Genomic DNA, 12,488 nt, shown 5'->3' on the forward strand with positions numbered 1-12,488 from the left:
CTGGGGGCCCCGGATGGAGAGGAGGCTTCATTCGGACAAAGCCGGAAACGACCGGCATCAACCGGAGGACAACTCACAATGAAATTCACCAAAGTCACGGCGTTCGCGCTGACCACCGCGCTGACCAGCACCGTCGCGTTCGCTGACGGCCACATGGACCGCGAAGGCTGGCCCGAAAGCTTCACCGTCGGCACCGCGTCGCAGGGCGGCACCTATTTCGCCTATGGCTCCGGTTGGGCCAACCTCGTGGCGGAAGAACTGGGCATCACCGGCGGCGGCGAAGTCACCGGTGGCCCGATGCAGAACATGGCGCTGGTCCATACTGGCGAAGCGCAGTTCGGCATGACCACCATGGGCCCGGCGGCGGAATCGCTGCAAGGCACCAACCCGATCGCGCCCGGTCTGCCGATGACCAATGCCTGTGCGATGTTCCCGATGTATCAGACGCCCTTCTCCGTGACGGCGCTGGCCTCTTCGGGGATCGAGTCGATCTCCGACATCCCGGCAGGCGCGCGCATCGGCTTTGGCCCCGCAGGCTCCACCTCGGACACCTACTTCCCGCGCATGATGGAAACCCTGGGTGTAGACTTCGAGCGTCGCAACGGCGGCTGGTCTGACCTCGGCGGTCAGCTTCAGGACGGTCTGCTGGACGTGATCGCCTTTGCCGCCGGTGTGCCGGTTCCCGCCGTCAGCCAGCTGGAAGTGCAGACCGACGTGAACATCATCGAGTTCACCGAGGAAGAGCAGGCCACGATCATGGAAGCCTTCCCGGTCAGCCAGTTCGACATTGCGGCCGACACCTACACCACGCTGGAAGCGCCCGCGCGCTCGGTCTCGATGTGGAACTTCGCCATCGCCAACTGCGACCTGCCGGCGAGCTTCGTTTACGCCGTCGTCGATGTGGTGATGTCGGATAACGAGCGCATGGTGAACATCCACCGTGCCGCCCGGTCCACCCTGCCGGAAAACTGGGACCGCAACGGTGTTCTGATGTGGCACCCCGGCGCGGCCCAGTGGTTCACCGAAAACGCCGGCGCGGAGATCCCCGCCGACATGATCCACGGCGACATGTAATCGCGGCCTGAGGCCTGAAAACCCGTGCCGCGCCCGAACCCTGGGCGCGGCATTTTTCAAACCGGGATCCGCCTGACATCTCTCCCCGGGCGGAGCGGAGGGGACAATGACAAACCAAACTGCACAAGACGAGGACATCATTCTCGCGGAAGGCGTGGATGAAGAGCCCGTCGAAAAGAACCGGCGGCTTTTTGGTGGAACATCCGCCATCGTGCTGGCCACATTGGCAACGCTTTATGCCGCTTTCCACATGCTGGCGCTGAATGGCGTCTCGATCCGTGACTGGACCGGGATCGACATTCCCTTCCTGCCGCAATTCCCGCTGGAAACCTGGAATTTCCGCATCGTCCATATCGCGGGCGCCGTGGTTCTCGGGTTCCTCCTCTTTTCTGCCCGGCTGTTTCAGGATGAGGAGCGTCCGGCAACACCCTTGCTGTCCAAGGCAGGCTATCTGCTGCTGCTACCCGTCGCGGTGGCGGCCTATACGGCCATTGGTTTCGCGAATCTGATCAACTCCGGCACCCTGCAACAGATGGGTGGCCTGACGGTCTGGATTTCCAGCCCGCAAATCCCCGCCGGGGCCGAGGTCTACGCGCAGGAAATCTATTGGTTCGGTCTGCCCCTGCTGATCGCCACAATTGGCGCAATTGTACTTGGGTGGTTCGAAAACGCCCCGCGCGACCGCTTTGCCACGTCCGATATCGTGCTGGCCGCTTCTGGGCTGGTTGTCGCCGTCTATCTCGTGGCGATCTACGGCACCGCCGCGCGCAACTCGGTCGGCACACCCTTCGTTCCCATCGGCGTGGCCTTCGCCGCCACCGCTGGCACCGCCCTGATCATGGAGCTGACGCGCCGCGTGGCGGGTCTGGCCCTCGTGATCATCACCGGCGTGTTCCTGACCTACACCTTCACGGCGCACCTCCTGCCCGGCATTCTAGCGGTGCAGACGCCCTATACCTGGCAGCGCTTCTTCGGCCATGTCTATTCCGATGCGGGCATCCTGGGGCCGACCACGGCGGTGTCATCCACCTACATCATCCTGTTCATCATCTTCGCGGCCTTCCTGCAGGCGTCGAAAGTGGGCGACTACTTCGTCAACTTCGCCTTCGCCGCCGCAGGGCGCGCACGCGGTGGCCCGGCCAAGGTGGCGATCTTCGCCTCCGGCCTCATGGGCATGATCAACGGCACCTCCGCGGGCAACGTGGTGGCCACAGGCTCGCTGACGATCCCGCTGATGAAGAAGGTGGGCTATCACAAGAAGACCGCTGGCGCGATCGAGGCCGCTGCGTCCACGGGCGGGCAGATCATGCCGCCGATCATGGGCGCGGGCGCCTTCATCATGGCCGAGATCACCGGCATCCCCTATCAGGAGATTGCCATCGCGGCGATCATCCCGGCGATCCTCTACTTCGCGTCGATCTATTTCATGGTCGATCTGGAGGCCGCCAAACTGGGCATGCGCGGCATGCGCGAGGATGAACTGCCGAAGCTGAACAAGATGATCCGTCAGGTCTATCTGTTCGTTCCGATCATCATTCTGATCGTAGCGCTGTTCTATGGCTACTCGGTCATTCGGGCGGGCACCCTGGCCACCGTGGCGGCGGCTGTCGTCAGCTGGCTGACCCCCAACCGAATGGGCCTGCGGTCGATCCTGCATGCGTTCGAACTGGCAGGGATCATGTCGATCCAGATCATCGCGGTCTGTGCCTGTGCGGGCATCATCGTGGGGGTCATCAGCCTGACGGGCGTCGGCGCGCGCTTCTCCTCGATGCTGCTCGACATCGCAGCGGCAAGTCAGCTGCTGGCGCTGTTCTTCGCCATGTGTATCGCGATCCTGCTCGGGATGGGCATGCCCACCACGGCGGCCTATGCGGTTGCTGCCTCGGTCGTGGCGCCGGGCCTTGTGAACCTGGGCATCCCGCAACTCACGGCGCATTTCTTCGTCTTCTACTTCGCCGTGGTCTCCGCCATCACACCCCCGGTGGCGCTGGCCAGCTATGCGGCGGCGGGGATATCGGGGTCGAACCCGATGGAGACCTCGGTGGCGTCCTTCAAGATCGGGATCTCGGCCTTCGTGGTGCCCTTCATGTTCTTCTACAATTCGGCCATCCTGATGGACGGAACGTGGTTCGAAGTGATCCGGGCAGCTGTGACCGCAACAGTCGGTGTGTTCCTGCTGTCCTGCGGGATGCAGGGCTGGTTCATGGGCGGGCGCACCGCCTGGTTCCTGCGGGTGGGTCTGGTGGTCGCCGCGCTCTTCATGATCGAGGGTGGCTTGGTCTCTGACATCATCGGCGTCGGTGCGGCTGTGGCGATCTTCTTCGTACAGAAGGTCTTCCACCCCTCACCCGATGCCACCTTCGATGTGCGGGGCGCTGACTGAGCCACGTTTGGCATTCGCCAAAGCAAAGGGCCGCTCCAACCGGGCGGCCCTTTTTCTTTTCCGTTCAATACTGAAACGAAAAACGCGCCCCAAAAGGGCGCGTCTTTTTCTGGCAGATTGTCGGATCTGGTCAGGCGGCTTCGGCCTGGTTGCGGCGTTCGCTTTCCTCGCGCGACAGCGCAACAGAGGTCCGCACTCCGTTGGCAACGAATGCCATCAGGCCATCGACCACACGTTCATTCGGGTCGATACCGGCGCAGGACAGAACCTCGCGCCCATCACGGGACCGGGCCCACCGGGCGATCTGCTCGGGGCCATTACCGTATTTCTTGTCATCAGCGATGGCGTCATCCAAAGCGGCAAGGACCACGGCCGCAAACAGCTTGCGGGACCGCTGGCCCTGTTCGTGGTTGAATGCCGTTCCATCAACGAAATCTCTCATTCCGTCGTCCTTTTTATTGCTCTTGCATTTCCGGCGTGGCGTCCCTTATGCCCATAGTATGAGCGATTCGGGTGTGTAATCTCCGCATACTAGGTATGCACGTAACGCATGCCTGGTGCACAATCCTCTCAATTTCAGGTGTATTGCCACCTCTGCCAACGGCAGATATAGGATCTGCCAAGATTTTCTCAACCTTTCGCCACGGAAAAGACTCATGCCCAAGATCAACGGCAACGAAATTCGCCCGGGAAACGTGCTGGAACATAACGGCGGCCTCTGGGCAGCCGTGAAAGTGGACCATGTGAAGCCCGGCAAGGGCGGTGCCTTCGCCCAGGTCGAACTGCGCAACCTGCGCAACGGATCGAAACTGAACGAACGCTTCCGCAGCGCTGACAAGGTTGAGCGTGTCCGGCTGGAACAGAAGGACCAGCAGTTCCTCTATGAGAGCGATGGCATGCTGGTCTTCATGGATGCCGAGACCTATGAACAGATCGAACTGCCCGCTGACCTTCTCGGTGATCGCCGCCCCTTCCTGCAGGACGGGATGACCATCGTGGTGGAGTTCTACGAATCCGAGGCGCTGAACGCCACCGTGCCGCAGAAAGTGACCTGCAAGATCGTCGAAACCGAGCCTGTGGTCAAAGGCCAGACCGCCGCCAACAGCTTCAAGCCCGCGATCCTCGACAATGGCGTCAAGGTCATGGTGCCGCCCTTCGTGGGCCAGGACGAGATGATCGTCGTGAATACCGAAACGATGGAGTATTCGGAACGCGCGTGACGAGGCGCAGGGAAGATCCTTGAAGGATCTTTCATGAATTTTGCAAAATTATTTGCCGCCCGGATCCAGACATTGGACCGGGCGGCAGGCGTTTCAGCGGGACCCACCCCAGGGCGACCGGCGATCCACCCGGCGCTGTCCCGCTCGAGGGATACGGGTGTTGTCCCCGGTCTCCTCCGGTTCAGACCGTCGCGGCCCTGACCGGGTTGTGTAAGTCCATCTGGGCTCGCTGTTACGCGCTTCATGCGGTGGCAGTCCATGATTGAGCCGCCAGAAGGCCGGTCCGCCCCGCCGCAGCCAGGCGGGCAGGATCAGAACCAGACCGGCGATGAACCCGCCCGCATGGGCCCAGTAGGCCACCCCGCCCCCCGCCGCATCCATCGCCGCGCCATTGACCAGTTGCAGCCCGAACCACAAACCCAGCATCAGCCAGGCGGGCACAGTGATGACCTTGATGATCACGAAGATGATCAGCGCCAGGTCCACCCGCGCCCTCGGGAACAGCATCAGATACCCCCCCATCACCCCGGCGATCGCCCCCGATGCGCCGACCATGGGCACCGTCGAGCCCGGATCCGCCGCCATCTGCGCGAAGGCCGCCGCGACACCCCCGGCGAGGTAGAAGATCAGATAGCCGATATGCCCGAGCTGATCCTCCAGATTGTCCCCGAAGATATAGAGAAACAGCATGTTGCCGATGATATGCATCCAGCCGCCATGCAGGAACATGGAGGTGATGATCGTATGCATCTCCAGCCCCTGAGAGGCCTCGGCCGGGACCAGAGCCCACTCCATGTAGAAGGCCATCAGCAAGTGTTCCTGACCCCCGATGCTGGGAAAATAGCTCAGAAACACCACGACATTGATCGCGATCAGCATCCAGGTGATGAAGGGGGTCCGTTCGGACGGGTTATGGTCACGTAATGGAAACATGAGATCCAGATTGGACTCTCACGCCCCAAGGTCAAGGGCCATGACCCTATTCGATGTCCTGCGCGGCAAGCGCAAGGCGGATTTCACGCCGCACCAGCTTGCGCACGTTGCGCGTGATGCGCACACCCATTTCGCCCTGAAGCTCTTCGCGAACGACCTCGGCAATGATCTCGCGCAGCGCCTCTTCGTCCACGAAACCGTCCCCGTCATCGGGGAAGGCGAACGGGGTTTCGCCCAGATCCTCCACATCGTCGAGCGCGTCCGGAGACGGGCCCGTTACCTCTGCTTCACGCGCGAGGAAATCGGTCACAACTCCGTCTTCGTCAACCGTTTCCGAGGTTTGGTCGGCTTCCGCTTCCGCTTCCACTTCCACTTCGGCTTCGGCTTCGGCTTCGGCTTCGGCTTCGGCTTCGGCTTCGGCTTCGGCTTCGGCTTCGGCTTCGGCTTCGGCTTCGGCTTCGGCTTCGGCTTCGGCTTCGGCTTCGGCTTCGGCTTCGAAAGCCTGTTCCCGGACCAGGTCGGCCGCAACCTGTTCCGCGATCTCGTCCGACCGCTCAGGCTCTGCCCCTGTGGCAGGGCTGCCATCCTCAACGGGATCCGACTGCGCGCGCAGGATCTCAACCTTCACGCGCGGGGCGCTTTCCGCCGGGGGAGCACTTGCTGCGCGGGCCTCGGCCAGTTCCAATGTCGGCGCGGGCAGATCCCCATCGGGCAGCGCGTCGTTATCCTCACCCGGCTCGTAATCGCTGACGCTCGACGTGCTGCGGATGAAGGACAGGGGCACATCGGCGAAATCCTCGTCATCCACCTCGGCGGCGGCCTCCGTCACGTCCTGCAACAAGGCCTCGGTTACATCGACCGGGTCGGTCAGCCCGTCATCCAGCGGGTTGCCATCCGCCACCGCAAGGTCACCCGCCTCCCACTGGTCGGCCTGCAATTGCGGATCCGGCGTGTGCTCAGCCTGCACCTCCGGCACCTGAACGTCGCCGGCAGAGTCGTCAGCCCACAATTCCCTGGCCCAATCGGCCCCATCATCGCGCGCAATGTCCGCGTTTTCGACAGCGGTGCTGTCCGCGCTCTCTGGCTGTTGCTCTTCCCCGGTGCGCGGGACAATAGGAACCCAGGGATCCTCCGGGTCGGTGACGCGCAAGGCCGGTGTCAGCAGCAGGCGGTCACCGGCAGCCGGATTGCTCTCAGAGGGCTGCGCGACACCATCAGGGCGCGGCTCCGGCGCCTCTGCCCTGGCAGGTTCCGATCGCGCCGGGGGCTGGTGTTCGGACACCAGTCGCCTGATAGAGGACAGGACATCCTCGATCTCATCGGATTTCGCCGCGTCTGCCATTTGGACCACTCCGCTCTTGCCGCACCTGCCCCGGGGCACAAGGGTTTGTTTTCCGGGCAGGATAGACTCCGCAAGCCGTTCGGGCAATGGATAGCTAAACTTGTGCCTATCGCGGGCTCAGTCGCGCCCAAGACGGTCCAGAACCGCATCCAGCTGCTGGCCCTGGCGTGAAATCGGCCGGATCGGCGCACCGCTGACCGCGTTGTAATATGCCGTCGGGTCATATTCCGGCACGTCCAGCCCCAGATGCTCGACGGTCAGCAGGCCCATGGCCGCCAACAGCCCGTAGCTTGCCGTGTAAAGCGATGTCTGGGCCTCGATCAGGCCGATGCGCGCCTCCAGCAGGTCCTGTTCGGCGTCCAGCACATCCAGCGTTGTCCGTGCGCCAAGCGATGCCTCTTCCTGAATGCCGCGGAAGGCCAGCTGGCTGGCGCGAATCTGCTGCTGCGAGGCCTGGATAGAGGCCGAGGCGATTCGAATCTGCGCATAGGCGTTGCCGATACCCTGCAACACCTCGCGCGTGGCATAGTTCAGTTCAGCCTGGGTCGCGTGCAGCGTGGCCAGTGCAATCCGTTCCGCAGAGGCAAGCCGCCCGCCCGCATAGAGCGGCTGCGTCAGCTCGATGGACAATCGCGTAGACCCCTCCCCATTCGCCGACGGGGCCGGGTCAAAGCCGGTCGAGGCCGAAATATTGACCTCGGGCCCGTAGTCGGTGCGGGCAGCGGCAAGGCTCAGTTCATCGGCACGGACCTCGTGCTGAAGGGCCAGAATCGCAGGGTGCGACACCCGCGCGATGGAGACGGCTTCGTCCTCGGAGGCGGGCAGAGACGGAAAGCCACCGGGCCCGGACAGCCCGTTTGACCCGCGCCCCACGGCAATCTCGAACAGTTCGCGGTCGATCATCAGCGCGCCCTGCGCGGCCACCAATGCCCCGCGCGCCTGCGCCAGCTGCGCCTCGGCCTGTGCCACGTCGGTCCGGGTGGCTTCGCCGACCTCGAACCGGTCCTCGGCAGCGCGCAGCTGTTGGGTGATCACCCTCACGTTGCTTTCTCGAACCTGAACGACCTGCATGTCACGCCAGACCTGCATATAGGCCGTCACGGCATCGAGCAGCACCCGCTGTTCGAGGTTCACCAAGCCCTGACGGGTGGCAAGCACGGTTTCCTGCGCCGCATCGCGGGCCAGGCGGCGCCCGCCACCGTCATAGACCAGCATCGAGGCCACGAGGCTGAGACGGTCCGTCTGGCGATCAGCCGGGATATCCCATTGCGACGAGGCCACGAAGGACAGAACAGGCCGCAGCCCGGCAACCTGTTGTGCGACGCTTTCATCCTGCAACCGCAGAAGGTACCGGTTCTGTTCCAGAAGATCGGAGTTCCGATAGGCATCGGCCAGCGCGTCGGACAGGCTATCGGCGCTTGCAGCGAAGGGGGACAGCGCCGCCCCGACGGCAATCGCTGTGGCGGCCAGATGTCTCAGGATCGTCGCACGCATATGTTCTTTCCCCCGGTCACACCCCCCGGTGGGAACCCCGGGGCTACAGATTATAAGACGAAACCCGACTGCTTTGTGAAGCCGGGAAGAACGGGTGCCGTCGCGTTAAACGCCATGCGCCAATTCATCTTGCCATCCAATTTGTGCCCGATCCGGCATTCGCCAAGGGGGCCATCCATGAAAATCGCCGCGATGCGGCCACCGTCCTTGAGCTGATCGGTCAGCGCATCGGGCACGGTCTCGACCCCGCCTTCGATGCAGATCACGTCATAGGGGCCGTGCTTGGCGCTGCCCTCGGCCAGCGCACCCTCGATCACGGCGACATTGTCGACGCCCTGCGCGCTGAGCGTGGACTGTGCGTCTTCGGCCATGCCCGCAACCTCTTCCACGGCCACGACAGCCTCGGCCAGATGCGCCAGGACCGCCGCCGAATAGCCAAGACCGCAGCCCAGATCGAGCACCAGTTCGTCCTGACCGACATTGAGCGCGTCGAGCATCTTGCCCTGGCTGCGCGGCTCCAACACCACGCGACCGCCTTCCAGCGTCACGTTCTCGCCCATATAGGCCACGTTGCGAAGCGCCTCGGGCAAGTAGGCCTCGCGCGCGACGGTCAGCATGGCTTCGATGATGTTGAACTTCGTCACGTCCTGCGTGCGGACCTGAGTGTCGACCATCACGGTGCGGAGGGTGGCAAAATCTTGCATGTTCGAACCCGGGAAGCTTGTTGTTTCGCCCCTCTTGCCACAGTGGGCCAGCAGGGGCAACGGACAAGCCGCCGCGCGCATCCGGTGCGACCCTCGCCGATGCAGAAACAGCGCATTCGCAAGGTGTATCTCAAGGATCAATCAAGCGAGATGATTGGTAGAAGGTCGGGCGCGTTTGCGGCGTGGTCGCGCACCGCGGTTTGCAAAACCGTAGTCCATCACCGGTTCGCATCCCGGACCCGCCTCCTGGTCAAGACCGGTCTGCCGTGTTCTCGCGGCCAGTTCCGACGCACATGATGCCCGTTTGCGCGCAGGCGTCATTGCCCCAAAAGAGCCGCTTGCACAAACCCCGAGAATGGGGCAAAACGCGCCAACACCACCGGCGGCGAGTTGGCGGAGTGGTGACGCAGCGGATTGCAAATCCGTGGACACCGGTTCGATTCCGGTACTCGCCTCCAAAAAAAATCAAAGGATTAGACGGAAACGTCTGAGCCTTCCTTGCTTCTTAGTCTCTTCTTAGTCTCTTTTTTCGCGAGCATTTGGTAGGTTCTGAAAACCCTCCAGTCCCTCATTCACATCAACTCGCTGAAAAATACGCACTTGTCCCTGGTAGGGGTACTTACCGTGGTCCGGTACTTGGACCTGGTGACAGCCATTCGGAAGTTCTTTCTTGCCTGGCCTAGGTTGTCATCGTCAACATTTCCACGAACGAACCGACCGCTATTTCGAACCAATCCTACACCTCTAGCGAACACCGGCGCGTCTTCGAACAGAACTGTTTCATCAAATTGTTTCCCCTTAGCTTTGTGGAGGTTCATCACAACAACTCCGCGCTCCGGATTGCCAGCATTTGCGAAGTGTTCCTGGACAAACGCCTCTTTGGTTAGACCGAACGCGTTTGGGTAAGCAAAGCGTCCATCCCAATCTACAGCGAGCCCCAAACGCATCTGAGCGCCTCGGTCCAGAAATCGAAGATCTCGAACCTCTTGCGCAATATCTCGCAATTGCACGCACACGCCGTTCTCCTAAACTGAGGGGCCCCTAGGGTCGGCTACCCTCACCGGTGCGGCGCTCGATTTGGCTCGCGAATGGCAAAGCCACGCGCTGGATCGGATGTTTCCCATGGTGCTTTTTGACACGCAACGGGTGATGAGAAGCAATGAGGACAGTCGAACGCTCGAAAAAGACCACTTACTCTTCCTCGGCAAAGGTGGTGGAGCGTGACTCTCTCGGCTTACTGCTTGCCAAGGTGAACAAGCAGCAGCTCCAAAGCGAGATCCTGCAGTCCATGGGTCAGCTCGATGACAATCTGCCCTGACAAATTCGAGCGAACCAGCTTGGTGATTGAGTTGCTCAGTCCGCAAGTTTGGCCTGAATGACGCCCGGTGCGCGACGTGACAGAACCACGATGACTAGAACCGCAGACCAGCCGACAAAGATTCCGCCAAACCACCATGATGACCCCGAGGGCGCGATCACTGACACGAGACCAGCTGCACCAATCACCGCTCGAGCCGCCCAGCCAAGCGATCGGCCACACCAGCCCCCGAAAGCAATCGCCCAGAGCGCTGTCGAAAGCAGTAATGCCGCCGCACCAAGAGCGATCTCGGCAGCAGTGCCTTGCCACAGGACCGCCGAGTCGAATACGAAACTGAAAGGAACGAAGAAGGCGACCAGGCTGAAGCCGAAGGCTGACATGCTTGTCTTAATGACAGGAGCATCACCAACTCCGGCCGCAGCGAAAGAGGCCAGTGCCACCGGCGGCGTTACCATGGACAAAACACAGTAGTAGAAGATGAAGAAGTGAGCGGCGAGCGGCTCAACGCCCAAGTCCTGAATCGCAGGCACGAATAGGACAGCGCCGATGATGTAGGCGGCCACCGTTGGAAGGCCCATGCCCATGATGATGCAACCAAGCATTGCAATTGCAAGGGAGAGGAATATTGAACCTTCTGCCATGTCCACAAGAGAGCCTGCGAACTTGAGCGCGAGGTTAGATTGAATCGCCACCGCGATGACCAAGCCGATCCCGGCAATTGGCACGGCGACTTCGGCAGCCTGTTTCGGAGCGTCGCGAAGACCGGTCACAAGCTCCTCCCATCCGATCCAAGTGTGCCGAGACAGGAACGGAACAACAAGACAGGATACAGAAGCGACAACGGCGGAATAGGCTGCGGAATAGCCGGAGAGGAGTGCACCGATCAGGATCAGCGGCGGCAGGAGAAGGTGTAGCCGCGGCAGGATAGGGTCTACGCTGCTAACCTCTTCGGCGGTGAGGGCCCGGATCCCGCTGCGACGGGCAGACAGATCGACCACGGCCAAGAGCGCAAGGTAGAAGGCCAAGGCGGGGATCAGCCCCGCAAGAGCGATGGTAACATAGGGCACGTTCAGCATCTCAGCCATGACGAAGGCGGCGACCCCCATGATCGGAGGCATCAACTGGCCCCCAGTGGAGGAAATGGCCTCGATCCCTGCAGCGCGATGTGCCGATAGTCCTGTGCGTTTCATGAGAGGAATGGTCAGCACGCCGGTCGAGACCACGTTTGCCACGGCGCTTCCGGAGATCGACCCCATCAGGCTTGATGAAATCACTGCGGCTTTCGCCGTGCCCCCGGTGGCGCGCCCTGCACCTCGGATCGCAAGGTCGATGAACAGCTGCCCGCCACCCACCGCTGCATAGAACGCGCCGAAGAGGATGAAATAAAAGATGAAGCTTACCGAGGTGGAGGTTGTGATACCAAGCACCCCGGCCGTGGTCATAGTTGAGATCTCGATGGCTTCCTCAAGTCCGAAGCCTCGGAAAGACATCCAGCCCGGCAGAGCGTTACCCCAAAAAGCATAAGCAATTGACACACCCAGAACTGCAACAAGGATCCAACCAACCGCCCTACGAGCGCCTTCTAGGAGCAGTCCAACCAGAAGAACTCCCGCATAGACGTCGAGGTCAAACACAGGTGAGACGTTCTCCATCCGCGTTGTAAGGCGACCAAACTCGGTCAGGTAGTATGCACCAACGGAAATCGACCCTAGGATGGCCAGTCCGTCCAAACTGATCCGGATCGGACGGGGAATCCAGAATGCGGTAAGCGGGCGATAGAGAAACAACAGCACCAATGCCACGCTGAGATGGATCGGGCGCTCAAAAAGCGGCTGTTGCGGTTCGAGCAGGATCCAGGTTTGAAACAGGACAAAGCCGACACCCACGAGGAAGGCAGGCGACAGGACAGTCTTTCGCATGGTGAGGGCGGACATTCGGATTTCCTTCGGAATTACGGCGTGGACAAACGACTATCGGCGATCGAGCGCCCGGCGCCAGCTAGTCGGCGCCGGGCACGATG

General features: G+C 61.7%; 10 protein-coding genes and 1 tRNA gene. 5 read left to right on the forward strand and 6 right to left on the reverse strand.

Going from position 1 to position 12,488, the window contains the following annotated elements; translation table 11 throughout:
- Positions 1–78 precede the first annotated feature (78 nt).
- Complete coding sequence (locus ACOOEX_RS14365; RefSeq protein WP_420395468.1) at positions 79–1,074, forward strand: TAXI family TRAP transporter solute-binding subunit; 996 nt, start codon at positions 79–81, stop codon at positions 1,072–1,074.
- 106 nt (positions 1,075–1,180) lie between these two features.
- Positions 1,181–3,457, forward strand: coding sequence for a TRAP transporter permease (locus ACOOEX_RS14370; protein ID WP_420395469.1), 2,277 nt, complete (start codon positions 1,181–1,183; stop codon positions 3,455–3,457).
- 130 nt (positions 3,458–3,587) lie between these two features.
- On the opposite strand, the gene ACOOEX_RS14375 is transcribed toward ACOOEX_RS14370, so the two are convergent.
- Positions 3,588–3,899 carry a DUF6280 family protein gene (locus ACOOEX_RS14375; RefSeq protein ID WP_071690647.1) on the reverse strand — a complete coding sequence of 104 codons (312 nt, stop codon included), beginning with the start codon at positions 3,897–3,899 and terminating at the stop codon, positions 3,588–3,590.
- A gap of 214 nt (positions 3,900–4,113) precedes the next feature.
- On the opposite strand from ACOOEX_RS14375, the gene efp reads away from it, so the two are divergent.
- Entirely contained in the window at positions 4,114–4,677 is a 564-nt protein-coding gene (gene efp, locus ACOOEX_RS14380; RefSeq protein ID WP_420395470.1) for an elongation factor P, read from the forward strand.
- A 93-nt stretch (positions 4,678–4,770) separates the two neighbouring features.
- On the opposite strand, the gene ACOOEX_RS14385 is transcribed toward efp, so the two are convergent.
- From ACOOEX_RS14385 to ACOOEX_RS14400, 4 genes are all read right to left on the reverse strand, one after another.
- The gene (locus ACOOEX_RS14385) at positions 4,771–5,610 is read right to left on the reverse strand and encodes a rhomboid family intramembrane serine protease (protein ID WP_420395471.1); all 840 of its coding nucleotides are present in this window, start codon (positions 5,608–5,610) and stop codon (positions 4,771–4,773) included.
- Positions 5,611–5,656: 46 nt separating this feature from the next.
- Positions 5,657–6,952, reverse strand: coding sequence for a hypothetical protein (locus ACOOEX_RS14390; RefSeq protein ID WP_420395472.1), 1,296 nt, complete (start codon positions 6,950–6,952; stop codon positions 5,657–5,659).
- 117 nt (positions 6,953–7,069) lie between these two features.
- Positions 7,070–8,446, reverse strand: coding sequence for a TolC family outer membrane protein (locus ACOOEX_RS14395; protein WP_420395473.1), 1,377 nt, complete (start codon positions 8,444–8,446; stop codon positions 7,070–7,072).
- A 50-nt stretch (positions 8,447–8,496) separates the two neighbouring features.
- Positions 8,497–9,150: a protein-L-isoaspartate O-methyltransferase family protein gene (locus ACOOEX_RS14400; RefSeq protein WP_420395474.1), complete on the reverse strand. Its 654-nt coding sequence runs from the start codon at positions 9,148–9,150 to the stop codon at positions 8,497–8,499.
- Positions 9,151–9,534: 384 nt separating this feature from the next.
- On the opposite strand from ACOOEX_RS14400, the gene ACOOEX_RS14405 reads away from it, so the two are divergent.
- Positions 9,535–9,608: transfer RNA gene (locus ACOOEX_RS14405), tRNA-Cys, on the forward strand.
- 701 nt (positions 9,609–10,309) lie between these two features.
- A complete protein-coding gene (locus ACOOEX_RS14410) occupies positions 10,310–10,468 on the forward strand; it encodes a hypothetical protein (RefSeq protein WP_420395475.1) in 159 nt (52 codons plus the stop codon).
- A gap of 35 nt (positions 10,469–10,503) precedes the next feature.
- Here ACOOEX_RS14410 and ACOOEX_RS14415 read toward each other — a convergent pair whose 3' ends face one another.
- The gene (locus tag ACOOEX_RS14415) at positions 10,504–12,402 is read right to left on the reverse strand and encodes a TRAP transporter permease (protein WP_420395476.1); all 1,899 of its coding nucleotides are present in this window, start codon (positions 12,400–12,402) and stop codon (positions 10,504–10,506) included.
- Between the last annotated feature and the right edge of the window lie 86 nt (positions 12,403–12,488).

The organism is Nioella sp. (assembly GCF_965215655.1).
In the GTDB taxonomy this organism is placed as follows: Bacteria; Pseudomonadota; Alphaproteobacteria; order Rhodobacterales; family Rhodobacteraceae; genus Nioella.